The 26,275-nt window shown below is 45.9% G+C and carries 23 protein-coding genes; 5 read left to right on the plus strand and 18 right to left on the minus strand.

Annotated elements, in window-relative coordinates:
* Positions 1-148: 148 nt before the first annotated feature.
* From WH46_RS09995 to WH46_RS10050, 12 genes are all read right to left on the minus strand, one after another.
* Positions 149-3,280 carry an efflux RND transporter permease subunit gene (locus WH46_RS09995; protein ID WP_046226601.1) on the minus strand — a complete coding sequence of 1,044 codons (3,132 nt, stop codon included), beginning with the start codon at positions 3,278-3,280 and terminating at the stop codon, positions 149-151.
* Positions 3,277-4,731, minus strand: a complete 1,455-nt coding sequence (locus WH46_RS10000) for an efflux RND transporter periplasmic adaptor subunit (protein WP_046226602.1) — start codon at positions 4,729-4,731, stop codon at positions 3,277-3,279. The genes WH46_RS09995 and WH46_RS10000 overlap by 4 nt, the downstream gene beginning before the upstream one ends.
* Before the next feature lie 62 nt (positions 4,732-4,793).
* On the minus strand, positions 4,794-5,444 hold the full coding sequence (locus WH46_RS10005) for a TetR/AcrR family transcriptional regulator (protein WP_046226603.1): 651 nt from the start codon (positions 5,442-5,444) through the stop codon (positions 4,794-4,796).
* Between the two features lie 390 nt (positions 5,445-5,834).
* The gene (locus WH46_RS10010; protein WP_046226604.1) at positions 5,835-7,241 is read right to left on the minus strand and encodes a sensor histidine kinase; all 1,407 of its coding nucleotides are present in this window, start codon (positions 7,239-7,241) and stop codon (positions 5,835-5,837) included.
* A gap of 6 nt (positions 7,242-7,247) precedes the next feature.
* Positions 7,248-7,955, minus strand: coding sequence for a response regulator transcription factor (locus WH46_RS10015; RefSeq protein WP_046226605.1), 708 nt, complete (start codon positions 7,953-7,955; stop codon positions 7,248-7,250).
* Positions 7,956-7,991: 36 nt separating this feature from the next.
* A complete protein-coding gene (locus WH46_RS10020; protein WP_017813042.1) occupies positions 7,992-9,059 on the minus strand; it encodes a DUF418 domain-containing protein in 1,068 nt (355 codons plus the stop codon).
* On the minus strand, positions 9,056-9,439 hold the full coding sequence (locus WH46_RS10025) for a YxeA family protein (RefSeq protein WP_017813041.1): 384 nt from the start codon (positions 9,437-9,439) through the stop codon (positions 9,056-9,058). Before WH46_RS10025 ends, WH46_RS10020 begins: the two co-directional genes overlap by 4 nt.
* Before the next feature lie 22 nt (positions 9,440-9,461).
* Positions 9,462-11,402: an FtsX-like permease family protein gene (locus WH46_RS10030; RefSeq protein ID WP_046226606.1), complete on the minus strand. Its 1,941-nt coding sequence runs from the start codon at positions 11,400-11,402 to the stop codon at positions 9,462-9,464.
* Entirely contained in the window at positions 11,399-12,157 is a 759-nt protein-coding gene (locus WH46_RS10035) for an ABC transporter ATP-binding protein (RefSeq protein WP_017813039.1), read from the minus strand. The genes WH46_RS10030 and WH46_RS10035 overlap by 4 nt, the downstream gene beginning before the upstream one ends.
* Before the next feature lie 244 nt (positions 12,158-12,401).
* Positions 12,402-12,683, minus strand: a complete 282-nt coding sequence (locus tag WH46_RS10040; protein ID WP_017813038.1) for a KGG domain-containing protein — start codon at positions 12,681-12,683, stop codon at positions 12,402-12,404.
* A gap of 309 nt (positions 12,684-12,992) precedes the next feature.
* Positions 12,993-13,304 (minus strand): hypothetical protein, encoded by a 312-nt coding sequence (locus WH46_RS10045; protein WP_017813037.1) that lies wholly within the window; start codon positions 13,302-13,304, stop codon positions 12,993-12,995.
* Positions 13,305-13,445: 141 nt separating this feature from the next.
* Complete coding sequence (locus tag WH46_RS10050; protein ID WP_046226607.1) at positions 13,446-14,543, minus strand: GntR family transcriptional regulator; 1,098 nt, start codon at positions 14,541-14,543, stop codon at positions 13,446-13,448.
* A gap of 295 nt (positions 14,544-14,838) precedes the next feature.
* Here WH46_RS10050 and WH46_RS10055 point away from each other — a divergent pair, with 295 nt between their 5' ends.
* The 3 genes from WH46_RS10055 to WH46_RS10065 all read left to right on the plus strand — a co-directional run bounded on the left by WH46_RS10055 (position 14,839) and on the right by WH46_RS10065 (position 17,977).
* Positions 14,839-16,131: an ABC transporter substrate-binding protein gene (locus tag WH46_RS10055; protein ID WP_046226608.1), complete on the plus strand. Its 1,293-nt coding sequence runs from the start codon at positions 14,839-14,841 to the stop codon at positions 16,129-16,131.
* A 116-nt stretch (positions 16,132-16,247) separates the two neighbouring features.
* A complete protein-coding gene (locus WH46_RS10060; RefSeq protein ID WP_046226609.1) occupies positions 16,248-17,105 on the plus strand; it encodes a carbohydrate ABC transporter permease in 858 nt (285 codons plus the stop codon).
* Positions 17,102-17,977, plus strand: a complete 876-nt coding sequence (locus tag WH46_RS10065) for a carbohydrate ABC transporter permease (protein ID WP_052714186.1) — start codon at positions 17,102-17,104, stop codon at positions 17,975-17,977. The genes WH46_RS10060 and WH46_RS10065 overlap by 4 nt, the downstream gene beginning before the upstream one ends.
* 129 nt (positions 17,978-18,106) lie before the next feature.
* Here WH46_RS10065 and WH46_RS10070 read toward each other — a convergent pair whose 3' ends face one another.
* On the minus strand, positions 18,107-18,742 hold the full coding sequence (locus tag WH46_RS10070; protein ID WP_046226610.1) for a hypothetical protein: 636 nt from the start codon (positions 18,740-18,742) through the stop codon (positions 18,107-18,109).
* 306 nt (positions 18,743-19,048) lie between these two features.
* On the opposite strand from WH46_RS10070, the gene WH46_RS10075 reads away from it, so the two are divergent.
* Positions 19,049-19,522 carry a GNAT family N-acetyltransferase gene (locus tag WH46_RS10075; protein WP_197088278.1) on the plus strand — a complete coding sequence of 158 codons (474 nt, stop codon included), beginning with the start codon at positions 19,049-19,051 and terminating at the stop codon, positions 19,520-19,522.
* 108 nt (positions 19,523-19,630) lie between these two features.
* Here the strand turns inward: WH46_RS10075 and WH46_RS10080 are convergent, their stop codons facing one another.
* A complete protein-coding gene (locus tag WH46_RS10080; RefSeq protein ID WP_046226612.1) occupies positions 19,631-20,113 on the minus strand; it encodes a hypothetical protein in 483 nt (160 codons plus the stop codon).
* Positions 20,114-20,196: 83 nt separating this feature from the next.
* Between WH46_RS10080 and WH46_RS10085 the strand changes: the two genes are divergently transcribed.
* Positions 20,197-20,646, plus strand: a complete 450-nt coding sequence (locus tag WH46_RS10085) for a hypothetical protein (RefSeq protein WP_046226613.1) — start codon at positions 20,197-20,199, stop codon at positions 20,644-20,646.
* Positions 20,647-20,849: 203 nt separating this feature from the next.
* On the opposite strand, the gene WH46_RS10090 is transcribed toward WH46_RS10085, so the two are convergent.
* From WH46_RS10090 to WH46_RS10105, 4 genes are all read right to left on the minus strand, one after another.
* Positions 20,850-21,173 carry a hypothetical protein gene (locus WH46_RS10090; RefSeq protein WP_046226614.1) on the minus strand — a complete coding sequence of 108 codons (324 nt, stop codon included), beginning with the start codon at positions 21,171-21,173 and terminating at the stop codon, positions 20,850-20,852.
* A gap of 189 nt (positions 21,174-21,362) precedes the next feature.
* Positions 21,363-23,459 (minus strand): glycosyl hydrolase, encoded by a 2,097-nt coding sequence (locus tag WH46_RS10095; protein WP_052714187.1) that lies wholly within the window; start codon positions 23,457-23,459, stop codon positions 21,363-21,365.
* A gap of 268 nt (positions 23,460-23,727) precedes the next feature.
* Positions 23,728-24,900 carry an NINE protein gene (locus tag WH46_RS10100; RefSeq protein WP_231584318.1) on the minus strand — a complete coding sequence of 391 codons (1,173 nt, stop codon included), beginning with the start codon at positions 24,898-24,900 and terminating at the stop codon, positions 23,728-23,730.
* Positions 24,901-25,081: 181 nt separating this feature from the next.
* Positions 25,082-26,164, minus strand: coding sequence for an alpha/beta hydrolase (locus WH46_RS10105; RefSeq protein WP_046226615.1), 1,083 nt, complete (start codon positions 26,162-26,164; stop codon positions 25,082-25,084).
* Positions 26,165-26,275: the final 111 nt, after the last annotated feature.

Genomic DNA, 26,275 nt, shown 5'->3' on the forward strand with positions numbered 1-26,275 from the left:
AGCTTCGTCATTCCCGCGAGCGAGCGATTGCTTTTTTTATTTTTCGTAGTGTAGATCAAATCGTTGGTTGGCATGCTGTAATGGATGTCAATCAACAGCATTACGGGAACCATTGGAGAATGATGCGCTCTCTGCTCCTATAGATAGATCATTTTTCTCTGCCAGATTCAGCCAGTCTGATCTGATACTGCGCTTCTTCCTGCACACGCCGGGCTTTGCGTTTGTCATCGCGTCTAGCCAGTACCATATAGAGTGACGGAACGACGAACAATGTCAGTATAGTCGAGAAAACCAATCCAAACACAATCGCAATTGCCAGTGGACGGAACAGCTCTTCCCCTACTGTCGCCATAGGCAGCAGTGCTACAATTGCCGCAAGCGATGTCAGTAGAATCGGACGAAAACGTGCAGAAGCTGCCTGAATAATCGCTTCCTTCATCTCCATTCCTTCCTTCCGGGCATCCTCGATAAATTCAATCAGTACAATACCGTTACGTACAACGATACCCGCTAGCGAGATAATCCCCATAATCGACATAAAGCCGATAGGCGTCTGACTGATAAATAAGCCCAGTACGCCACCTGCCGCAGCCAGATAGACTGTCGTCATCACGATCAGCGGAATCCACAACGAATAGAATTGCATCGTAATCAGGATCAGGATCAGTACAACCACGACAGCGAACAGCTTGGCCAGATCAATAAAGATATCCGATTGTTTGGACGTCTCTCCACCTGCTTCCCATGAGTATCCCTGCGGGAACTGGATTTGGTTCAGTCCAGCTTTCACATCCTTCATAACCTCTGTAGCGGTACGACCGGTTACATCCGCTTCAATCGTATTGACACGTGACAGATTGTAGTGATTAATCTGCTTGATCGAAAAGGCTGGACGAATCTCAACCAGCTGTGACAGCGGCACCTGTACATTATCGGCGTTAGTCACATTGACCTGCTGGAACAAAATTGACGGATCGACCGTAGAGGCATCTTTCATAAAAATTTTGATATCGACCAGATCCTTGCCATTATCAAAATCGCCTACACTGACACCCGTTCCCATCATTAGCAGTGTACGGGTCAGGTTCTCGTAGCTCACATTGTAACGATCCAGAGCAGGCTTGTTGACTTCAAAATCAAGCGTGTAATTCTGAATTCCCATAGTGTCTGTAATATTGCTGGTACCACTGGCGGAAGCAACAACATTCTTGACCTGTTCGGTCAGCTTGCGCAGCTCTTCGAGATCGGTACCAGTGACCCGGATTGAGACGGGTTTACCTACCGGAATACCCAATTCGGTCTGCTTGACAGCGGTGCTAACCTGAGGGAACCTCTGCTTGAGCAGCAGTGGCCAATCGGTAACTGCCTGCGTGCTGTCCAGCTGATTATTGTCTCCCTTAAGTAGAATCTGTGCATGATTGGTCGAGAAACTGGCAATATTCGTAATATTATAAAATAGCGGCGGGGCTGTTCCTCCAGCAGAATAGGACATATTTTGTACACCGGGCTGCTGTTTGACCCAAGCGGCGATCTGCTGTACGGTCTTGTTGGTATCTTTGATAGACGAACCGGTAGGCATCGTAATATCCATCGTCAGCTCCGCATTGCTGGAGCGCGGGAACAGCTGAACAGGTGTAAATACCGCCAATCCGTATATGGCTGTACTGATAATCAGCCCAAGCAGTGCAATCAGCGTAGGACGCTTCAATACACGTGGCATCATTTTGTGGGCATATGCATCCGATGCCATCTGGATCTGTTTGCCCAGCAGGCCAACCGGCTTGTCGCTGCGGCTTTTTTTGCCTTTTATTAGATTGCGGCGTTCATACCATTCCCGAAAAATCGGAATAATGGTCAGCGACATCGCCATAGAAGCAAGCATTGCCAGTGAGATAACGACCGGAATCGGCTTGATAAAGGCACCCACATCCCCGCTCAGGAACATTAGAGGCGCAAAGGCAGCGATCGTAGATAAAGTAGCGGTCAGAATCGAGATCGCTACTTCCTTGGTTCCGCGAATAGCGGCATCATGCGGATTCTCCCGCAGCACGGACAGCCGCCTCTCAATATTGTCATTAACGACGACCGCATCATCGACCAGAATCCCCAGTACAATAATCAGTCCGACCACCGTAATCTGATTGAGCGTAATTCCCATTACAGGCAGCAGGATCATCGCAATCGCAACCGAGATCGGAATCGCCAGAGCGACAAAGGATGAGGTCAGCCAGTTCAGACCGAGCATACATACAATGACAACTACAGCAATCGCAATCATGGTCTCATGCAGCAGATTGCCAAATATGCGATCCGTCTCGTCTTTTTGGGCAAATAACGAAGTGATCTTCATAGAAGCAGGCAGTGTCGGCTCCAGCTCTGCCATTTTGGCATTGACGCGTTCATAGACCTGTGGCACGTCAGAACCCACTTCGCTGTTAATCAGAATCGAGATCGACGGCTGGCCGTTATAATAGCTCATATACTCGGCTTTTTCGATCGTCATTTTGACTGTAGCTACATCCTTGAGATATACAGGCGTTCCCTTGGAAGATCGGAACACCACGATATCCTTTAGACTATCCACCTGATAATTCAGCGGTACTTTTAGCTGGTAGCTGCGATCCTTATAGTCCAGCGTACCCGTAGGTATCCGGTCATTCTCGGATTGGATAGCCTTCATAACCGCTTCCCAGGGAATACCATACTGCTGAAGTCTGGACATATCCGCTTCGATACGCACCTGCTGCTCCGGCAGTCCATTGACTGTTACATCAGTCACGCCTTCTACCGAACGCAGCTGATCTTTCCAGTCTGTCATCAGATCCTGCAGTCCGAGCAGACGATTATAGTCTTTGTTGTAAATGGCAAATGACTGCACAAACGATTTGGTCAGATTATCATTGATAACCGGCTTGTCGGCGGAATCCGGCAGATCGGATTCTGCGTCTTCTACCTTTTTGCGAAGTTCATTCCATACAGCCGGTGCATCTGCTGTTGGCTGGGTCTCCAGCGTAATAACCGATATACCTGCTCCTGAGATGGAACTTACCGTCTTCAGATTGGATACTTCCTTGATCTTCGATTCCAGTACACGGGTTACCGTCGTCTCCATCAGTTCCGGTGTCGCTCCTGCATACGTAGTAGTGACCGTAGCCTGTTTGACGATAATATCGGGCATTAGCTGCTTGGGCAGTCCGAATCCGCTAACAGCCCCTACCAGAATGAGCATGCCGAAGAACAACAGCGTAATTTTGCGCTTTTTAACAATATATTCAATCATTGCTGTCCAGCCCCCTGCGCAGACGACTTGTTCTGTCCCTGAATCGGGTCACCATCGAACAACCGATCCGCTCCCGATGTGACGATCTGATCGCCAGGCTTCAGACCGCTCGTGATGACCAGCTGATTATTATAGAGACTGCCGGTTTGAACCGGAGTACGTACTGCTTTGCTATTGATATTTCGAAATACATAGGGAGCATCATCCGTGCTGATCACGGCGGCGATAGGTACCATAATCCCCTTTTTCGCTCCGATCTGGCGGGAAGCTTTGACCACCTGACCGGGCTTCCAGTCATGCTTGGGATTGGCAATTTGTACTTCTACACTGATCGATCCGGTATTGTCGTTGGTTTTGGGATAAATGGTTGTGATTGTACCGGTACGCTGTTCATCATAGAGTGTAATACTTACCTGTTGCCCTTTTTTCCATTGACCGATTTCGCTATCCGGTACAGGCAGCAGCACTTTGAGATGATCAATCTCGCCGATTGTAAATGCGGTTGTTCCTGCACCAGCTACCTGTCCTGCACTAATGGTCTTGTCCAAAACAACGCCGCTTAGAGGCGACTTCAGCATTGACTTGGATCGGGCAAGACGTGCCTGATCCAGCGCGACCCTTGTCTGATCATAGCTGGCCTGCGCCTGTTCGACACCAGCCTCTGCCTGCTGGATGCCTGCTTCTGCCTGTGATACGCTGGCACGTGCAGACTCGATACCAACCTGGGCCTGTTTGACCGCAGCAGCAGCACTGGCACGATCGGAAGTACTTGCGCCTTCCACGGTGAGGGATAGCTGCTCTTTGGCATCGTTCAAGACTGCCTCTGCATTGGATAACGCCGTCTGTGCCTGTTCATTTTCCTGCTGGGACAGCAGGCCATTCTGATACAGTGCTTCTGCCCGCTTGGCTGCTGACTGAACCTGATTATAAGCTGCCTGTGCTTTGCTGACTGCATTGCGGGCCTGGGCTTTCTGCTGGCTGCGTGCTCCATCCAGTACACCTTGCTGCTTGCTACGTGCACCTTCTACCTGTGCCTGAGCAGCTGCTACACTGGCTTCGGCGGCTGTTCGTACAGCTCGTGCATTGCTGAGCGACGCAGTAGCACTGCTCTGGCCGGCAGCTGCCTGCTGTACAGCCTGCTGCGCTTCGGCTACTTTTAGATCCAGATCATCGGTATCCAGCCTGGCCAGTATGGTTCCTTGGTTAACCGTAGCTCCGATATCAACGCCAAGTGAATCAACAGTACCACCCATTTCAAAAGATACCGGCGAAGACGTTCTGGCTTGCAGAGTGCCTGACAGATCATAAATAGTCGTCAGTGGTGTTTCCTTGACCTGGATCAGCGATACCGTATTGGCAGGATGAACAGCAGCAGGTGCTGCCGAACATCCTGTCAGCATCATACTCAGCACAACTCCACTGATCCATATGGAACGATATGGTTTACTCATGTATATGGACTCCTTCACTGTACAATGACTATTTCCCATCCGGCGGCTGCACTTTCTGTGTATTACATCAATACTTTGCGCAGCATTTCAAAAATAACACTATCTTCCAGCGGTTCATGGCTCAGTTCCCACTGCGAAGTGAGCGCTTCATACAGATGAGCCAGCGCAAAAGCCGTCACTTGCGTATTCTGCTCCCGGATCAGCTGCTGCGCGATGGCTTTGTCCAGTAACTGCTGGACGGAAGAGATCGTTGCTTCGCTGAATTTGTTTAATGCATTCTGTGATACCGGTGTGCCAAATTGTCCCTGTTCCAGTAGCAGCTTGTCGACAATGCAGAGATTTTTGCGATAGACAATACAGGCATGAATAGCACGGTATAGACGCTCCGTCGGTGTACCTTCTCCATTCATCGCCTCTTCAGCATTACTGATCATCTCGCGGATATAATTATCCATAACCGCAATCAGAATCTCTTCCTTGGTCTCAAAAAATAGATAAATTGCTCCCTTGCTGATACCTGCGCTTTTGGCTATGCGGTCAACCGTCGTTGCCTTGTAACCCAGCATCGAGAATACCTCCCGCGCTGTATTGATAATTTTGATATATCTCTCATCTGAACGATGATCGGTCATCTGTGTATATCCTCCCTCAGGTAAATGATCCAGCATAAATGATAATTTGATCGTGTGATCCATATCGTCCATTTGTTGCATGATTCCCTCCCTTTCTGTACACAACAGACCATCCGCCATTGCCAGGCTTTATCATACTTTTACTCCTATAGATCTTATCCTTATCTAATCTAATATTATGATTTGACCAAAAAACTATTTTGGTTTTCTGGTCAAAATATAGCATGGATAGCTCAGAATTGCAATTTTACTCTTCTATACGGTGGCATAACAAAAATGGCTGTATCAATTACCTCCATCCCCTTCTGGTTTGGGAGCTGCTTCGATACAACCATTTGTACTGAAAATATTTCATTTTGTAGAATTACTTTCTATTAAATATCACGTGTGAGAGGGAACATCTGAACTGGAACTAAGCGGAAATGAATAAACGAACAGTCTGCAACGAATTTCCGAATATCCTTTACCATTTTATAAAATAATCTCGATACGTGTGCCCTGTCCCGGTGTACTCTGAATCGAAATACTGCCGTTATGCTCCTGAATAATATCTTTGGCAATTGCCATGCCCAGTCCGGAGCCTTTGTGTGCTTCGCCGCTGTTCGTTCCCCGGTAGTATCGGTTGAAGATCTGATCCAGTTCCTCGGGACTGATTCCTTTGCCGTTGTCTTCGATAATGATGTGAATGCGCTCTGCTTGATAGGCCGTTACTCTAATTTGTACGGTCGGCTCATTATGCAGGATGGAATTATACACCAGATTGTTGATGGCTCGGCGCAGCAGTAGTTCATCCACCTGCTTCATGATCGGTTCCTCTCCGGCTTCCAGTTCCAGATCACGCGCAGCATACTGCGGATCATTCATAATATCGATCAGTATATTGCGCAGCAGACTGACCAGATTGACTTCCTGCTTGTTAAGTATCAACACTTTGTTGCGTAGACGAGTGGTGAGATTGAGATCCTCGATCACTTCCTTGATATATACGGATTTGTTCTCGATAATCCCGGCATATTCGCGGATCTCCTCCAGCGTGAATTGATAATCCGCATCCCGGAGCATCTCGGCAAATCCCTGGATAGATGCGAGCGGCGTCTTGATATCATGAGATACATTGGCAATCCACTCTTCGCGCATACGATCCAGCTTGCTGCGCTCTGCTTCATTGGCCTGCAACCGGTTGGACAGATCGTTCAGATTGGAGAATACACTGGCATAGATTCCTTTAGGAGCATCATCCACATAATAATCACTGCTCGCCAGCCGTTTGATTTTATCCATCAATGCATACAGAGGTTGAGTTAACCGCTTACTGAAAAAGTAACCGATCAGCAGCGCAATCAGTATATCCAGCACGATAATATAGGTGCCAATATGGGCAATAGACAGAAAAGCGCCCAGATCAAGGAAAAATACATACCGGCTTAAATTACGGTCACGAATACCTATAAAGTAACTGTACTTGTGAGTCCCTTCACTCCGACTGCCCATAAACAGGGTCGTCTCCATATCCAGCTCCTTGTACTTGTACATCTGGATAATCTCGGCGGGCGTATACGCCTGCGGCAAATCGGCAGGAGTTCGGTAAGTATAGAGCTGTCGGCCCTGCTCATCCAATATCTGCACCCAGGCATTTTGCTGCTCCAGCTGGTGCTTGCCTTCTGGTGTAATATTGACCTGTCCGGCCTTGCTCTCAATCTGATCGCCAAAAGAACGGGTAAACTCTTCAGCTGCTGTGGAACTGGACAGCAGCTGAGGTACCTGCACAGCACTGCGCATAATCAGACCGCTGATCAAGAGTATCAGATTAATCCCTACAACCACGATAACGACCAGCACTACAGACAACAGATAGCGTCCGGTAAGCTTCCATTTCATAATGTATCAATCCCCGATCATCAGCTTGTAGCCCAGTCCCTTGATCGTAATCAGATATTCCGGCTGGGATGGCTGTTCTTCAATTTTCTCCCGTAATCTGCGGATATGCACCATTACCGTATTGTCCATCCCGATAAAGTCCTCTCCCCAGACGACATCATACAGCCTTTCTTTGCTGATTACCCGATTGATATTTTGCATAAAATACTTCATCATCCCCAGCTCTTTGGGCTTAAGTTCGATAATACGGCCATTTTTGACAAGTTCGGCTTTTTGCTCATTGAATACAAATGGACCTGCTTCCAAAATGAAATCCTGTTCGGCTTCCGGCTGCAAATATTCCGAGCGACGCAGTTGCGCCTTTACCCGGTAAGCTACTTCTCTCGGGCTGAATGGCTTGGTAATATAATCATCGCCGCCGATCATCAGACCTAGCAGCTTGTCGACTTCTTCATTACGGGCGGACAAGAACAGAATTGGTACCCGTGAGATGCTCCGGATCTGGCGACAGACTTCATATCCCTCTCCATCCGGCAGCATGATATCAAGCAGTACCAGATCCGGCTGCTGCTCGCGGAACTGCTGCATTCCCTCCGCTACACTTCCCGCGGTTATCACTTGCGGGATACCTTCCTTGTCCAGAACAGTCTTGAGTAATTTTCGAATATCTTCTTCATCGTCAATAATTAATACTTTCCTGCCAGCTGCAGACATGACACCCCTCCTGATTATTCGAATAACTATACAGAGTCAACCCTGACTCTTGACCGGCAACTGACGCCCATACGTCATCCATCGCCACAGCTTCTCCATCGGTCCCATCGTGAAGTATCGGAACCATATCAATGTCCCTACCATTTGTATACCGTAAATTACCAGTGCCATACCTATTGAAGCCAGTGGAGAAATTATAGTCATTCCCATCAGGGCAATCATAGCATTACCGATCAGATTCTGGGTAAAATAATTGGTCAGTGCCATCTGCCCTACACGAGCCACTGGCTGGAACATCTGCTGCATCCGGGACGAATTCATGATCCAAAACAGCGAAGCCAGGTAAAAAACGGTTCCCGGTATCGTTTCCAGCCTCAGCATATTCTGTTCCAGCTCATATCCATACACGATAGCAGTATAAAAACTGCCGGCTGCCAGTGGAAGGAAGAGCAGCAGCGCACCCAGACTGATGCGACCCAGACGATGACGATAGCGATCCATATGTTGGATCATGCCTGACTTGGCTGCCGCAAAACCAGCCATAAACATAATGATAATCAATAACAAATCGTTGCTGAGACTATTCAGATACTGACAGGGCAGCACCAGCTGGCCTGGAATATCATTCAGCTGCAGCAGCAAGCCAGCGATTGCTCCCATTTCATACACAATCACCAGACCGATCAGCCACCAGACTATAGTCACCACACGAGCACGGTAAAATGGCAGCAATACCAGTCCTGCCACAGCGTATACAGGCAAAATACTGCCAAAGAAAAAGAATAGATGCACAATACCTATCAGCAGCATCGCTATCAGGCGGCGGGTAAATCGCCATAGTGGACGATCTCCCCGCTGCTCTGCCCGTGAAGCAAATATATAAAATCCTACACCAAACAAAAAAGAAAATATAGAGAAAAACTTCTTCTCGATCAGCACATCAAATAGCATTTCCAGCCAGTGGTTGATACCATGAAAAGATGGGAACTCCTCTGTATAGACAATGTACCCTTTGATATTGACTAGTAAAATACCGAACAGGGCAATACCACGGATAATATCGAGTGAGACAATACGTTCTTTTTGCGGAATAGATGGAATCACTGCGTTCCCTCCTGACTGGACGCAGCCAACTTGCTCTGCGCCGCAGCCGGCACGTCAGCCTGCTGTACCTCCTGATAGGAAGTTACTACGCCATCTTTGACATATACCATCAGCCAGGCTCCCTCGCGTAGCTGCTTGCCAGCAGTAAAAGTAAGCGTCATCCCTGCTCCGTCGGTATCGGATGCAGGCAATGTATATTCATAACTGGTATAAATCTCGCCATTACTGGTTCGGTCTTCCGATTTCTTGCCTTGTCCCTGGGTGTGTACATAATAGTGATCTGTGCCCAGACGATTAAAATTAACATTCTGAAGAATAACAACACCTGCCATAAGAATAACGATCACTACGGATACGGGTATCATCCATTTTTTCATCATTTTCAGTCTCCTTGAATATCATTTAGTGGGTTGCGGACTGTGTAACAATCCGGTAATACTGATGACCGGTGAATAGGTAATATACAAGATAGAGTATGCCATATACCACCATACAGATGGTCACCGGAACCGCTATATTGGCAGACATCAGCCGGAAGATACCGGTGAGGGCTACAACGCAGTGAGCCATCCCTCCAATTAGAGGAAGTCCGAAAATAAACAACATCTGTTGATACACGGATTTGCGGATCTCAGAGCGCTTGACCCCGATCTTGAGCAGAACGGCGTAACGATCTACTTCGGCATGCGCTTCGGTCAGCTGCTTGAAATAAAGAATACTACCTGTCGCCGCCAGAAATACAAGACCCAGAAAACCACTCATAAAGATCAATACTCCAAATACCTGCATGCCTGCAGAATAATCTTCTGCCTGGCTGGACAAATGGGAAGATTCGGACAGATGCTGCTTTAGTGTATCTGCAAGCTGCCGAGCTTCTTGACGACCTCCATCCAGGCCGTATATTTGCATCGGTACAGGAGTCGTCTGTGCAGCCAGAATAGTAAAGGCTTCATCTGGCAGTACAATGACCGTTCCTGCTATCCCTGAATTCAGTACATTATAGGGACACAGCTGGATTACATGAATATTGCGAGTAACTTTACCGGCATGCAAATGAAGCGATGCCCCTTGATAAGCGGGTGAAAATTGCTGTGAATAACCTGCATCCAGTACTACCGCTTCTTCACCGCGAAGATTCAGCTTCTCCTTGTTCCCCTGCCAATCAGCCAGCTGGTTATAGCTACTCACCGGAATAACTGTAAATACCTGCTTGGAACCGGTAATCGCACTGGGAATCGAGCTCATATCTACAGTCATTTCCAGTGCAGAGAGCTTCTCATGATAACGTACATCCACTCCCCGACTTTCATGAATCAATCGTTCGATCTTGGTATCTGCAGCATCGCCCCCCGAGAGAAACATCAGACTGTTGGGATCGGAGAGCAAGATGCTCTTTTCATTTTGATAATACAGACTGTATGCCATGCCTCCTGCTGTCAGTGTAGTGGCACTAAGCACGGTAATCACTGTCAGGATCATCGCGTTTCCCCTGATCCGGTAGAGCAGCTGAGAGATGCTGACCAGATGAATCCCTCGCCAGAAATAGCTTTTGCGGCTGCGCATTAATCCCAGCAGATACACAGTGAGCGTATTGAACAGCAGATACGTGCCGGAGATCACCAGGACCAGAATTAACATGGGTGTCATCACAAATCCCAGCTGCCGCCAGATGACTGATTCCATATAATTCTGAAGAGACAGTCCATACCCCGTACCGATCATGATCAGAGATAACAGCGCCAGCAACAGGGAAGCACGCGGTGCCAACTCTCCACGTTGATCGGCCTGGAATAATTCAATCAGCCGGAATCGATAAATGAGCCGGTAACCATGCAGCGAGGTCAGTAGTATCAGAATGAGGAAGACGATACCTGTATTGATAACAGCCGGCGCAGACAGCACAAAATGCCCAATTGCTTCATAGCCCATTACTTTCATTAACAGCATCACAAAGAATTTTGACAGAAAAGCACCCATGATGATTCCTACAGCCAGTGCAAGCACACCCATCATGAAATTTTCATAAAATAACATCCAGCCAATCTGCTTTTTGCTTACACCGAGTAAGGAATACATACCTACTTCTTTTTTGCGCTTGCGTGTAAAAAAGCTGTTCGAATACCAGATGAATATAGCCACAAAAATAATCAGTACAATCGAAGCTCCATTAAATGCAGAACCAATCTTGAGCGATCCACTTACCTGCTGCTGGATCGTAGTGTCATATTTTAACGAGACAAACATAAAATAAATCAATACACTGAATACCATCGAAGCAAAATACAAAAAGTAACTGCGGAAATTATTCAGTAGATTGCGACTCGCCAGCCGGAGCAGCGTCATTGCGGATCACCTCCGAATGAAGCAAGCACATCGAGAATTCGCTGCAGAAATAGCTGCCGCTTGCTATCCATTCGGTGCAGCTCCATCGCTATGCATCCATCTACAATGAACAACACCCGCTTGCAAAAGCTTGCAGCAAAAGCATCATGCGTAACCATCATAATCGTCGCCTGTTCCTGTTCATTCAGCAGAGCCAGGTTATCCAGCAGATTGGCAGCTGATTTGGAATCGAGTGCTCCTGTCGGCTCATCTGCAAAAATCAGTTCCGGCTGGCTCACCATGGCACGGGAAGCGGCGGCCCGCTGCTTTTGTCCGCCAGAGATCTGATACGGGTATTTATCCAGCAAATCATCTATACCAAAGGTTGACGCTATCTGCTGCACACGTTGCTTGATCTCCCGCGCCGGCACATGGGACAGTGCCAGCGGAAGTGCAATATTCTCCTGTACGGTCAATGTATCCAGCAGATTATAATCCTGGAAAATAAATCCGAGTGACTCGCGACGGAAGTCGGACAGCTGGCTGTCATTCATGGACAGAATCTGCTGACCGGCAATCTGAATCTCACCGGATGAAGGGCTATCGATAGTGGACAGTACATGAAGCAGCGTAGATTTTCCTGCTCCGGAAGGTCCCATTACACCGATAAATTCCCCTTTTTGAATCTCCAGATCAATCCCGTTTAATGCCGGATAGAGATTGCCCCGGCTGCCGTATGTTTTTTGAATGTTTACCGCTTTTAGCATAGTAGTCATGTATATTCCTCCTTGTTCGTGCTCACAAGGATAAGTATAGGCGGGCAACCTTACACCTTATTGATGCCAACCTTTCATAAACCTTAAATATACAGCTGCAGTAATTTTTGCGATCTCGATAGGCAGAATAGACTCATAACACTATGTATACAAAAAAACGAGCCGTAAGGATAACGGCCCGTTTAACTCTAGCTGTGTATTCAGTTCTTCTATATGATTGGGATCATCTAATCCATAACAGTACTTAGTCGTTGTTATTAATATTATTAATATCATTATTGGAACGTGTCTGTCCGCCTTTACGTCCTGCGTCTTCGCGGCTCATACCATCGGAGTCACTGCGGGACTTGCCGCCTTCTTCACCGATTTCCTGATAGAACTCTTTGTCGTGAGATTCAGAAGTGGATTCTCCACCCTTTTGGCCAATTTCCTGATAAAATTCTTTGTCATGATTATTCGAAGTTGCTTCGCCACCCAGACGTCCTGCTTCTTCTCTGTTCATTTTGTTATCATTATCATTTGCCATTGTGCTCACTCCTTGAAGTCATTTTGTAATATTCCATATAATGTAATATATTACAGTGTATTATTACCCTTTGCCCTCTGGCGTAAACGGCTATTCTGCTGTTATTTATTTTCGCGACTTTGTTCACATAAACCAGGATGCGCCTTCCAGACTAGCTGTACTGCAGATCTTCTCTATTTGTCCTGATTGTCGCCAGCATACCGGATCATACGACAAAAAAATAGCACCCTCGCGGATGCTATATGTAGTCTATTTGAAGTTAGTTGCCGAATGATTGCTACTAGCCTCGCAGGATTTCATGTTCATCATTCAGAACTTTTTGGAGAATTCCTCCAACAGTAGTTCTTGTATGACTTCCTGCGTATCCCGATCATGACTATGCACTAGCCCATTGCCATCATGCATTTCCTTGGCACGGTAAATGTCATCGCCTTTGAGAATAAACTTTTTGAGACCAATACAAACCATCCACTCCAGTGGGTAATGGCTGGTTAGACTAAGACTGGTAGGTACACTTAAATCCTCCAGTTCCTGCAAGCATGACTTCAGTACCTCCTCAATCTCTTCCTTGAATTCCTTGTGCACTCGGTATCTCTGGGAGATTACTTCAGCCCAGCTCATTTTTCTCACTCCTCCTATCCTGTCATCTATATTGATATTTCAATCTGTTAGCAATCATTCACCTGTATAAGTACCCATTGAATCTAACTTTACTGTAATTATTTCACTTTATTTAATTAATATATTACGCATAACCGTAATTTATAGTGTATTTTCCAGAAAATTCAGCCGTACAGGAACTACATATTCCTGAGGGCTGTACTCTCCTTCCATTTGGGATTGCAGCAATTTGACTGCCCACATCGCCATCGTCTGCTCATCCTGCATGATACAGGCGACACCCGGTAAGCCCGGATCATCAAATGAAATAATCTCGGTCTGCTCTACCCTGCCCAGCCTGTGCAAAGAAGCAAGCGTCAGATCTGCTGCTTCTGCCGTGAGTGCAAATACTGCCGTACTATACGGATAACGCTGCAAAAAATCAGTTACATACTCCTGCGCTCCAGCTGTTCTTAAAATATCCAGCGGTACGTGGCAGAGCAGATTTTTATCAATCGAAATATGCTGATCCATATAAGCATGCTCCAGTCCAAGTGTACGATCCTGAATCGCTGTATTCGTATTGTCCGGCGAGATCAAAGCAATATGCCGATGCCCTTTTTCCAGCAAATACGATACGGTCTGGTAGGCACCTGCAAAGTTATCCGAGGTTACCCGGTATGTCTCAATATTGCGTAAGTACCGATCCATGAATATAAAAGGAAACTTGTCCAGCGACAGCCTGAGCAGTGATTCGCTGTATTTCTCGTCCTCGGTTGGAAAAACAATGATTCCCTGCACATGACGATCCGTGAGCTGGCGAATCGCTTCCGTCTCATTAGTAGCGCATTCACGTGTAATATGGAGAATAAGTTGGTAGCCTGCCTGGTTGGCATAATACTCTGTATAATCGATCAGCTTCTGGATTACGCGTGTTTTCATAGTCGGAATAATCAGACCAATTACCGGAGCTGGAGCAGCATGCTGGTTATAGGGATAATAAGCGGTTCCTGTCTGGGTAGCTGTCAGAGGACGTGCTCCCGGCTCCAGCGACACAAAAGTTCCTTTCCCTTGAATTCGCTTGACCCATCCTTCTTCAGCCAGTTCGATCATTGCATTTTTGACGGTGATTTTGCTGACCTGGTATTCTTCCATCATCTCCTGTTCCGAAGGTACACGGTCACGGTAACGTAGTTCACCGGATGTGATTTTTTGCTGGATATGCTGTTTGATCTGTTTGTAGAGAGGAATCTTTTTCATTAACTACCACCTCATTTTCCTGAAAATAGAAATCCTATATGCTGGTACAAATATACGTTTATACGTGTTATCTATTGATTATTCCACCGATATAAAAATCTCTCCTCCATTGCACGTTCATATTAGTGCTGACATTATCTTACAAAATGTTAACGCTTTCAATACTAAATTCATAGTTAATATAAAAATATATTTTTTATAAATTTATAACCAATTGATTATATAAATTATGGATGGTGCATTCTATAATACACGAATAAAGCGCTTACAATAATACATTGTTGGAGGTTGAATAATGAAAAAAACCGGATTCTTTTTATCACTGCTGCTTGTATGCTCGATTGGTCTTGCAGGATGCGGCAATTCCGGAGCATCTTCGGGCTCAAATGGTGACGCGGATGGCAAAGTAACACTCACAGTCACACACTATATGGTCGAGAAGCCCAAAGTCGATACCTTCAAAAAACTGACCGACAAGTTTACCGAGCTTCATCCGAATATCAATTTTGATATCCAGGTGATGCCGGTAGACAAATATAACGACAATATCAAAATGAAAGTGGCTGCCGATGATCAGCCGGATATCATTTTTGGACGTCCTCAGGGAATGGTCGATATCACCAAGTCCGGTGCCTTCCTCGATCTGACCAATGAGTCCTTTATGAAACGGGTTAAACCGGATTACCTGCCCAATGTCTCCTATGATGGCAAAGTATATGGCCTGCCGATTGATCTGATGACCAACGCTGTTATTTACAATAAAGACCTGTTCAAAAAAGCAGGTGTAGAAGTGCCTAAAACCTACTCCGAGCTGGTCGATGTGACCAAAAAGCTGGAAGCCAAAGGAATCACGCCATTTGCCGCTTCCTGGAAAGATAGCGCTTCTTACATGAGCTTCATGTTCCCGGATATGTTCGGCAACCTGCTCAAGGATAACCCGGATTACCCTGGACAGATCATGTCCGGCGAGAAAAAATTCTCCGATATCCCGGGCTATCGTGATTTCCTGCAGCGTCTCAATGAACTGAGTAGTCACGCCAACAAAGATGCCAAAGATATCGACTATGACCGTTCACTGCAGTATTTCGCCCAGGGTAAAGCAGCCATGGATATTATGGGCAGCTTTGCAATCGGTACGATTCGCAGCTACAATCCGGAAGGCAACTTCGGTGTCTTCATGTATCCCGCGACTGACAACCCAGATGAGAATGTAATGACTTATTCTACCGATGATACATGGATGATCGGCGCTAACTCCAAGCATCTCGATGCTGCCAAGCAGTTCTTCGAATTCATGGCTTCCGATGAAGGTGCACAGATCTGGGCAGATGGCGTACAGACGATCAGCACGATCTCTGACGATATCAAACCTAAAGAACAAGACCCGATTGCTAGCGAATTCCAGGAAATCTTCAAATCAGGTAAAGTGGTCAACAACCAGGTGAAACCACTCTGGTATGGACAGTATGATACTACCTTCGGACAGGATATGACGTTCTTCCTCGTCTCCGATCCGGCTACCCGCAGCGTCGATGAGCTGCTGCAAAAACTGGATGACGACTTTGGCAAAATCAACCGAATGAATTAATTCCTCAATCTACAGTATCAGGCGACTACCGCTCTCTATCGGTATCCGCCTGATACTACATACAAGTTAGACGATGCAATGAATTTTAATCCTGATGAACTATGGAGGTGAGCGTTATGACGCATCGAATCCGGGATGAATGGGTCAAGTTTACCTTTATCATTCCTGCCCTGCTGTTCTTTGTGCTCGTCGTGGTCTTTCCGTTTATACGCGGCCTGAATATTGCTTTTACCAACTGGGATGGCATCGCGCCAACGTATGACTATGTCGGGCTGCGTAATCTGCAGCTGCTGTTCACCGATACCGAGCTGCTCGATCCGATCAAGAATACACTGCTATTCACCGTAATCACCACAATCTGTATCAATGTATTCGGTCTGCTGCTCGCGGTAGCGCTGAACACCAAGTTCCCCGGCGTGAATCTGCTCAAAAGCTTTATTTTTATGCCCATGGTGATCAGTCTCGTACTGGCAGCGATTATCTGGCGGTACATCTACAGCGATATCTTCCCGATTCTATTCCAGACCGATGGCGGACTACTCGGTAACCCGACTACCGTCATGATCGGGATCGCCATTATCTGTGTCTGGAAAGAAATCGGTCTTGCCATGGTGATCTACTATGCCGGACTGCAGACGATTCCCAAAGACATGTACGAATCGGCCCGCATCGATGGTGCTACTAGCTACAAGCAATTCACCAAGATCACAGTACCCCTGCTGCTGCCGGCTTTCACCTATTGTATTCCGCTCTGGATCGGTACCGGACTGAGACAGTTCGATTATCCGATGGTCGCTACCAAAGGTGGCCCTGGTACCTCTTCCCAGACGCTCGCCATGTATGTCTATAACTATGAATTCCCTTATTTCAAAGCCGGCTACGGACAAATGGCAGCCCTGGTGCTGTTTATCTTTATCCTGATCGTAACCGTCATTATTACCAGCTATTTCCGCAGAAGGGAAGTGGAGTATTGAATACAACTCATCCAGCCGCTGCTGCCGTCCAGGTACAAGAACCTCGTCCGCGCCGCAAATGGTCGCAGATTCTGCGTGTCGCTCTACTGTATCTGATCGCGATATTGTTTCTGTTCCCCTTTTACATTGCTGTAGTCTACTCGATCAAGACACCGGTTGAGACGGCACAGAGTCCACTCGCTTTCCCAACGCATATCGCCTGGTCCAACTATGCGGAAGCGATCGAAGCTTCGAACTTCTTTCTCGCGCTGCGCAATAGTGTGCTGACAACGGTCGGTACAGTCGCACTGACGATTGCGGTCTGTTCGATGGCTGCTTATGTGATTGCCCGGAATAATACGCGTTTTTATAATTTCTTCTACTATCTGTTCATGTCCAGTATTATGCTGCCGTTCCAGGTGCTAATGTTCCCGCTGTACAAAACATGGAGTGAGCTGAGTCTGCTTAATACCATTCCGGGACTGATTATTGCGCTAACCGGAGTGCAGATTGGATATTTTGCATTTCTGTATGTAGGATTTATCAAAACGGTACCCAAAGAGCTGGAAGAATCTGCCGTGCTCGACGGAGCATCACGGTACCGGACGTTCTACAGCATTATTTTCCCGCTGCTCAAGCCGATCAACTCGACGATTCTGGTACTCAGTGCGCTCGGCGCATGGAATGACTTTGTCGTATCCATGATTCTGGTGCAAAAGAAAGAAGCCTCCACGCTGCCGCTGGTGCAGTTCCAGTTCTTCGGAGAGTATACTTCACAGGTGAACATGGCGTTTGCCGCGATTATTCTATCCATGATTCCGATCATGATCTTTTATCTGTTTGCGCAGAAATGGATTATTGGCGGGGTAACAGCTGGAGCTGTGAAGGGGTAACAATACGTCTTTGTATTCACAATGGATTACAGTTGCAATCTTATAGCAAAACAGGAAAAAGCAGCTGCAGTACGTAGTGGCTTTTTCCTGTTTTTAGTTCTTCTTAGTTAGTTGAAAACCACCTATCATTTAATTATCAAACCAGAAAATAATTCTTATTTCCTCATCGCTGCGAATCATTCGTTCTTTTTTCATCTTTTCCATTTCTTCTATCAGATCAGTAAAATTCAAATTAAGATACCCATTCCATTCTTTGAGGATCAGATTTTCATTGTCCGGTTGGCCGCATCTGACATCAATAAAAGGGAGTTGGTATCTCCTCCCATTCGCCATCCATTCTTCATGCTTAGCATAATCGTCAGGCTCTACCCAACCTTGAAGTGGCATAATATCACCGTATCCACTATCTTTTAATTCTTTGAGAGTAAAATAAGAAGCATGATGATAATCTCCATTTTCTTCTTTATCGAAATCTATATCGTAATCTTCTTCGTATCTTTTTCTTATCAACTGATCCATATCATCCGGAATACCTCTGACAAAATCAAGAGGCAGATAGCTCTCCTTATCCCCGTCTCCTCGCACTCCTGCCAATAAAAAGAAAAGCCCATAATCGCGAACTCCATTGAGCAGACTTGTACGAATAAAACCCTGATCTTCTGTAACCATATACTCTGCCCAATCATCACTTCTATAGTAAGAGTCGATATTAATCCATTTCCTCCACAGATATCCTTCACAAAAAAGTGTAATATCACATCCCATAATCTCAGTCTCCTCGTCTATTGAATCGTTTTTATCTATAGCTATATTATTAACAGTTCATTCAAATAACTGTTTAATCCTTGCTTCGGATCAGCAGCGATTTCTTGGCATCAATAATGATTGAGACCATATCGAGACTGATGTTTGAGCTTTTTATGTCAAATCGAACTTCTATTCTCTAATGTATGTGATTCAAGTATGTATTTCTTGCCGATTTAATGACTTGCACAGTATATTTATTACAATACTAATCGTGTCTTAGCTTAAAAAACAACGATTTACATACCAAGCGAGGTGCAGAATATGATATCTATTGACCTTCTATCATCCGAACAAACTCCACCCATGGAACTGCTGCTATCTGCCGATCCTTCACCGGCTATCATAAAAGACTATCTCACACGCGGCCAATGCTATATTGCCCGCCAAGAGCAAGACGTCATCGGCGTGTACGTACTGCTGCCGACACGTCCGCATACGGTTGAACTGGTCAATGTAGCCGTAGCCGAATCCCACCAGAACAAGGGCATTGGCAAGCAGCTCGTGCAGCATGCTATCCACACTGCACAGGAGCAGCACTATCATACAATCGAGATGGGTACCGGCAATTCCAGTATCCATCAGCTTGCTTTATATCAGAAATGTGGATTCCGAATTGTTGGCGTAGATCTGGATTTCTTTGTCCGTCATTATGAGGAACCGATCTACGAGAATGGAATTCAGTGTCGGGATATGATTCGGCTGATGCAGGATCTGCACAGTACGCATAGACAGGATTAACCTCTATCTATTTGCGTCTATGCCATATCTTCCGGTACCATGAACAACAGTAGAATCGGTATGTCACGTGATACCTAGTAGCCTTGTTAAGCGACTACCTCTTCTTATTTAGAACATGGATGTGATTTTGCCAGTGAACTTGTCCACATCGTACCAGCCATAGGTTGCAGTGTGACTGGTCTCCGCATCGTCCTGGACAACTTCATATACATGTACCGTATATTTGGTCGACGTCTCGGAATCGACTTCTACATAGAGATAGGAAGATTCAGCAATTTTGTATTTTTTGCGTACCAGCTGAATAGCCTGCTGTTCAGTGACTTTTACAACAGGCTGCTTGCCTATGTATAGATTCTGATCGTACATACCAATCGATTTGCCCAGTGATTCGCTGATGCTTCGCGCCGGTACATACGTTGTTCCCTGATAGATCAGCGCTTGTGTACTGCCTTTGGAGCTGCCGTCAACGAACATACTGATTTTCTCCTTGATCGCTTGTACGTGTACATCCTGAGCAGCTACAACGGTAGCGCCTGTGAGCAGGGAGCCTATCGCTATACCTATGACTAACCCTTTAACTTTGTCTTTCATACATTAAATCCTCTTTTCCTGCTGATATTAACTTCATTTGTATTGTATCAAAAAAATAACCAACTCACACCGAGGTGAATGCTATGTATGCATCTAATTATTTTTCCCATCCCAACTTTAAATTTCCGAATAGCATTTTTAATATCAATCGTCAGTATGTTCCTGCACTGCTGGCTGCTATGGGTACAGAGCGGCAGGACGAGATGGCAGAGCAGCTCGTTGGAGCTGATTATGCACTATATCTCATTCTGGCTGTCGAAGCTGCACAGCAGCTAGCTGATGAACTGGCACCTATCACTTCGAAATGGTCTCTTCCTCGGTCCCATCCATTATCTATGGACCTATCGCTCTGCTCGATTGATTGTGCGGAGCAATGTTATCTCAAGCATGAGCATTGGCTGACCTTCTGGTTCTACTCCGAGGAGGGTCCCGAGAACTGGATGGATGGCTACAGTGACCAATTTTATGATCTTACGGTTGAGATTGATTTCGATCAGCTGACGATTCGACGCTTATCCGGACCGAGCCGTTAATACCATCTGCATGCAGCAGCTACCAATAGCACCATATCTAATTAGTAACTATTAGAGGACAGCGACGATCTCTATTCTGTTTTCGTACCTATTCACATTCACTTCGCAAAGAAAAGCCGGGAAAAGGTAATCCTTCTCCCGGCTTTTCTTTCCTGTCATTTGCAGTAGTATATTATCTTGCTGTATATTACTCATTTTATTCCTCAGAAATTCTCATTCACAATCCATTCTGCTTCGGCGTCATCTGCGCGGTAATGAGTCAGCAGCTGATTCATCGCGTGGCGAATCGCCGCTTCCGGACTATGCTGTCCCGGCTGCTCCAGTACATCCGGTGCCGACTGCTTGCCCGGCTGGTAAAAGTGGCTGACGTCATGGAAATACTGTCCGTTACGATCCTGTTTGACCCGGATCGCTACCTGGCTTTTGCCCAGCTTGGCATGCTGCAGCCAGATTTCCCATTCTCCGACAATCGTATAATAATCTATAATTTGTTCATAATCTGCGAATAGTTCGATAGGTTGGCTCATGTTCGCACCTCCGTTGATTTGTGACAGGTCGCTTGTTCTTCACAGGTTCTATTACCCTGAATTAGCACCTGCTGATTTTGCGGATGCCTCATATTATAAAAGCCCAGGCAAAAGGAAGTCAAATTCCGTGGATTCTGTCACAAAGGATGAGCGACAGCAAATGCAATGTATCCCGCTTTTACCAGTAGGCTATTTGACTGCTGCTCCTTCGTTATAAGCACGAATATCGTCAAAATACAGCGTACCCTCAGGCACGTCCACATCTCCCCCTTTATTCACATAGATCGAGAACATACGAATATCCTGCAGTGCATCTGCATCCATCGTCTTGCCAGCGTTCGCCGTATCCCATGATGCAGGCTTGAATTCGCTAAATGGAATCTTCACCACGCCTGCTTCTGTACCGCGGAGTGAAGGATACGCTTCAAAGGAAGTTCCACCTGCATTGACCTGAATCACCAGCTTGTTACCGCTACCATCCGGCTTTATCCAGAACTGCAGCGCATCCGCGCCGGTCCAATCGGCACCCCGCATATTCAGTGACTCTCCGGTGTATCCCTGTGCAGCCAGTGTATAGTCATATTTCAGCCCATAGCGTCCATCCTGCTTCTGCACGGCATCCAGCGAGATCGTATTAGGATCGCCTGCCGGTGTATAGGCATTATCCAGTAGTTCATTGCTTCCTTTGTACGTCTCAAAAGTATCCACCACCAGTGGATCAATATTGCCTTCACTGTCGCTTACATAGACCTGAATCGTCTGAGTAAGCACCTGTCCGTTTTTGAGATAGGCTTTGACGGTCAGCGGAGTACCCTCTTCCGCAAGCGCAGCATCCGGCTGCCAGCTAGCCGTATAGTACATTCCCTTTCGATCGCGCGTCAGCTTGTGTTCGGCCAAATCGGTACGGGTCTGGTAAGTCACCCGATCTATTTTGGCATCCAGAATACGCACGCGAAGTGTCGAAGGCTCACTCAGCCGTACTGTCTCGTTATTGGTTGGAGAGACAATATGCAGGAACGGCTGCTCCTGCTCTGTCTTCACCCGCAGATCATACGGCTGTTCAGCCTGCACTTCTCGGTCAAAGGAGGTATATGGATCAGCGTAAAAGTCGGTAAAGTCCGGCAGCAGCTCATGATCGCCAAGTCCATTCGGTGCATTGCGATAAGGGACAAAGATCGAATCCGTGCCAAAGTTCGCCCAGGTCAGCATATACGTTAGCTTGCTCGCCTGAGGATCGTTCTTGATCGCAGCCAGCAGCCGGGTATAGAACTGCAGGTCCCTGGTACCCATTGGCTTCACATTGGAATAGCCAAATTCTGTCAATGCCGGAACTTTGCCTTTTTCCTCGGCCAGCTGGACGACCAGACGCGCGTCCTTCACCACGTTGTCATACCACGTTGGCGTGTTACCGTCATAGTAGGCATCCAGTCCGAGAATATCCACATAGTCATCTCCCGGGTAGGTAGCCAGATACGTCTCCCGGCTATCGTTAAAAGGAACATTTGGCGAGAACGCATACAGGAAATTGTGTACCCCTTTGACATCACGCAGATATTCAACGGTGTAGCGATAGATCTCGATATACTGCTCATTTGTCCGGTACGGCGCACCCCACCAGAACCATCCACCATTCTGCTCATGGAACGGTCGGAAGATCACCGGAATCTCCTCACCCCGATCATCTTTTAGATGGAGGGCAAAGTCCGCGATCTTGTCCAGAAAAGCATTGTACTCCGCGTGCTTGTCTCCACCTGGCAGGATATGACTGATTACATTGCCCTTGGTATCATAAAAGTCACCGCCGGTCACAAAGTTCGGCATATGTGAACTGAGTGCCAGCACCCCGCCCTGCTCATAAGCCGACTTCATCACCCGTACCAGCTCATCTCGGCTCTGCTCCGCCGTTCCGCCGTATACACCCGGCTTCTCCTTGCCCTCCAGACTGAGCGTATCCCAGCCAAACATCCCCGGCAGATCCCCGACCGAATTCTGCACCTCCGACTGGCTGCCGTCATGGGCAGTGATAGCAATCCCCTCGGTTGTCGCATGCTGGTGACCGAAGATGATTTCCTTGCCCTGCAGCTGATCCAGATAGACAAACAGGGATCTGGTCGATCGGGTCGCATTGCGATCTGCCAGATCGACCGTTAGTTGCTTGGCGTTACGGTTCTCTATAATTACGGATGAAGATGGTGTACTTACGGATTGTGCCATGGCTGACAGGGTAGGCGTCAGTGCCAGCATGGCGGTGAGGATACCGATGGTGCAGTGCCTGAGATTGCTCATTTACATCGCTCCTTTGGGATGGGTGGGGTTTAATAAATTAGATCACGGTATAGAATTCATACAGTGCAGGTTATCAATCAACTCAATATGTAAAGCGCTTACAGAAGGAATATAGCAGAGTTTGTCTTCTTCTTGAATAAGATAATATGGAAATGATTTATAATAACAACAAAGAAGGAACTTACCGTTGATAGGTAAATCCCTCCTTTGTTCAATATCAAATTAACAATCTACCAACAGGAATTTATCCGATCCATATTTTGAGTTTCTAATGCATATTCTGGATTCGTACATCCTGCCAATTGGTTGAGTTTTCGGCAATTTCAGCATGCTGTCCACTGAATACTATACTTGCTTCTTTGTCATTCATAAGCGTATAACGGAACCACGCCGTCATATATCCGTCCGCATAAGTCAGCATTTCACCATGGTCGGCCTTCTTTCTTCGTGCCATAACAGCAGGTACCTTCTTATTCAATCTATCAAAATTTTTATTCAAGGAAGCAAGGGGCGTAATCGTCTTGCCATCTATATCACCCGTCCCAGCAACCATAAAATAAGGTATATTGACTTTTGTCACATCGTATTTCCATTTGAGCGCATTAGCAAGCTCTAGGGATGTGGCACTAGCCGTATAGATCGATGTATACCTGTTACTATTAGGGAAAGCAGTTGTAGCATTTATTGCACCGACGCCGCCTTGTGAGTGTCCAGATATTCCAATATTTTTCACATCCAGTTTGTGATAAAAAAGACTCTTGCTATCTTCATTTAACCGGAGAATAAAAGTTAGGGATTTGGAAGAAGACAGCCCTGTCCATGAAGCATCGTCATCATTACCGACTACTACAAATCCCCAGGAAGCCAAATGTTCAAATATTGGACTAAATTTGGAAAAGGGAACACCAGTACCATTGGCTATAATTACAATTGGCAATTTCACACTGTTGCTCTGTTTCAGTACAGATGGATACCAAACTTTATACTGAGCATATAACTTTTCCTGACTATCAAACTCAACAAAATGAACCTTATATTCTCCGAGTTGTGTATATTTCTTTTCCAGCTTCGCTGCAGCATTAACTTCGTTGTAATAGTTCTCTTTGACCATAGGCATATCGGTGATATATCTTACTACCAAAAAGACGATCAGAAGCCAAAGGATGGTTGCTACGATAATGGATAAAATTTTTAAATTTTTACCATTATCTGTATGTCGATTTCCAATAAGTAGCTTTTGCTTATCCAGCCTGCATCCTAGGATGATTTGCATCAAGTCCATTAGTATACCCCATCCCAAAAAGCCTAGTGTAACAAGATACAGCACACCAGTAATTATTTTCCCTTCATAAAATCGATGTATACCAAACACACCAAAAAATAAACAAAGTAAAAAATCCAGTTTTTTGGATTTTGTAGATATATATACTTTTTCGTCCATCGCGGTGAAGTAACCACCTTTCCATATTAAACTGATTATAAAGCGAACACTCCTTAAAAATTGCTCTACACTCACATATCCTTGCTTTTGTAAAATGATCCCGAACATTCGCTCAAATGCATTTAAAACAATTTATAGAAATCGCAATTTTCAACCTCCGAATCCAATATCAAGAACCTTTCTACTCAATATGCCGACCTACAAATGCCATAATCTGCTCGAAATACTCTTTTGCATACTGGTTTGAAGTGGACTGAATCAAGAATCCATGCCCTAATTCTCCATAGGTCTGATCACGATAATAGTATTCGGTATCCACATCTTTTTCCTGTAAAGTACGGTATAGATGCTGCATGTCCCTGGAGTAGCTACCGGTATTACCAGCTCCCAGAAATGAAGGAATATAGCTGCCATCCACATAGGAAGCCACATCAAATTGCTTTCCTTGTTCTCCATCAAGGTCATTAGTGCCAAAATAGTTTTTGATCATCGCTGCCGTTCCCCAGTTCATCCATTTCGTTTTTAAAGGACCATCATCTATAACAAGCGCTTTAATCTGATCTTGTGAAATAGCAGGCTCAATACCAAGGGCACTGGCATAATTTTTTTGTGTCACAATCAATCCATACTGAGCGGTCATAACTGCACCCGCAGATCCACCCATTATTACTACATTCTTCATATCCAATCCCAGTTCTTTACTATGCTGTTTTACAAAATGAATGGCTTGATTCAATTGAATTAGCGGAACCGGATAATGGTACTCTGGTGCCAAGGCATAATCAATATTGACCAGATTGTATCCTTTTAGCACAATTTCATCGAATAGACTGTTGCAGACTTTGGTTCCAATGGCCAGGGGATCTCCATCGTATTTACTTCCGGCGAAAAAGCCACCACCGTGGATATACAGGACTGTAGGCCTTTTCACGCTGATATTTTTATCAGGATAAGATATATCAAGGTAGCTGTTCGGGTAGGTACTGTCATACTTCAAATCATTTCGGTACCATATCCCATTTTTTTTCATAATAATATTAGGCTCACGTACAGGCTCAAACGAATTGGGTACCCTACCGAGAAAATGGCTATAAAATATTTTTTGTATCGCGATGACAGCAAGCGTAGGATGAGTGGCGATATTAATGACCACCGTTATAAGAAGCACGGCGATAAACAGCAAACCTATTCCAAAGATTTTTAGAAGCTTTCGTTTTTTTCTAAAATGATTTTCTTGAGAGCTTATTAATTTTTCTGTGTTCATTGTTTTTATTTCCTTTCATTCACGTTCGTGTAGTGCGCCAGAGAGATTACTATATAAATGAATCAATTAATCCTGGCTGTTAGATTATAGCTTGTCCAAGTAAACTGAAAA

This window comes from Paenibacillus dauci (genome assembly GCF_000971985.1).
GTDB classification, from domain to species: Bacteria; Bacillota; Bacilli; order Paenibacillales; family Paenibacillaceae; genus Saccharibacillus; species Saccharibacillus dauci.

Excerpts from the sequence above, each read along its gene's own strand:
- WH46_RS09995 (WP_046226601.1), bottom strand. The coding sequence starts at position 3,280 with ATGATTGAATATATTGTTAAAAAGCGCAAAATTACGCTGTTGTTCTTC.
- WH46_RS10000 (WP_046226602.1), bottom strand. The coding sequence starts at position 4,731 with ATGAGTAAACCATATCGTTCCATATGGATCAGTGGAGTTGTGCTGAGT.
- WH46_RS10005 (WP_046226603.1), bottom strand. The coding sequence starts at position 5,444 with ATGCAACAAATGGACGATATGGATCACACGATCAAATTATCATTTATG.
- WH46_RS10010 (WP_046226604.1), bottom strand. The coding sequence starts at position 7,241 with ATGAAATGGAAGCTTACCGGACGCTATCTGTTGTCTGTAGTGCTGGTC.
- WH46_RS10015 (WP_046226605.1), bottom strand. The coding sequence starts at position 7,955 with ATGTCTGCAGCTGGCAGGAAAGTATTAATTATTGACGATGAAGAAGAT.
- WH46_RS10025 (WP_017813041.1), bottom strand. The coding sequence starts at position 9,439 with ATGATGAAAAAATGGATGATACCCGTATCCGTAGTGATCGTTATTCTT.
- WH46_RS10030 (WP_046226606.1), bottom strand. The coding sequence starts at position 11,402 with ATGACGCTGCTCCGGCTGGCGAGTCGCAATCTACTGAATAATTTCCGC.
- WH46_RS10035 (WP_017813039.1), bottom strand. The coding sequence starts at position 12,157 with ATGACTACTATGCTAAAAGCGGTAAACATTCAAAAAACATACGGCAGC.
- WH46_RS10040 (WP_017813038.1), bottom strand. The coding sequence starts at position 12,683 with ATGGCAAATGATAATGATAACAAAATGAACAGAGAAGAAGCAGGACGT.
- WH46_RS10045 (WP_017813037.1), bottom strand. The coding sequence starts at position 13,304 with ATGAGCTGGGCTGAAGTAATCTCCCAGAGATACCGAGTGCACAAGGAA.
- WH46_RS10050 (WP_046226607.1), bottom strand. The coding sequence starts at position 14,543 with ATGAAAAAGATTCCTCTCTACAAACAGATCAAACAGCATATCCAGCAA.
- WH46_RS10055 (WP_046226608.1), top strand. The coding sequence starts at position 14,839 with ATGAAAAAAACCGGATTCTTTTTATCACTGCTGCTTGTATGCTCGATT.
- WH46_RS10060 (WP_046226609.1), top strand. The coding sequence starts at position 16,248 with ATGACGCATCGAATCCGGGATGAATGGGTCAAGTTTACCTTTATCATT.
- WH46_RS10070 (WP_046226610.1), bottom strand. The coding sequence starts at position 18,742 with ATGGGATGTGATATTACACTTTTTTGTGAAGGATATCTGTGGAGGAAA.
- WH46_RS10080 (WP_046226612.1), bottom strand. The coding sequence starts at position 20,113 with ATGAAAGACAAAGTTAAAGGGTTAGTCATAGGTATAGCGATAGGCTCC.
- WH46_RS10085 (WP_046226613.1), top strand. The coding sequence starts at position 20,197 with ATGTATGCATCTAATTATTTTTCCCATCCCAACTTTAAATTTCCGAAT.
- WH46_RS10090 (WP_046226614.1), bottom strand. The coding sequence starts at position 21,173 with ATGAGCCAACCTATCGAACTATTCGCAGATTATGAACAAATTATAGAT.
- WH46_RS10095 (WP_052714187.1), bottom strand. The coding sequence starts at position 23,459 with ATGAGCAATCTCAGGCACTGCACCATCGGTATCCTCACCGCCATGCTG.
- WH46_RS10100 (WP_231584318.1), bottom strand. The coding sequence starts at position 24,900 with ATGGACGAAAAAGTATATATATCTACAAAATCCAAAAAACTGGATTTT.
- WH46_RS10105 (WP_046226615.1), bottom strand. The coding sequence starts at position 26,164 with ATGAACACAGAAAAATTAATAAGCTCTCAAGAAAATCATTTTAGAAAA.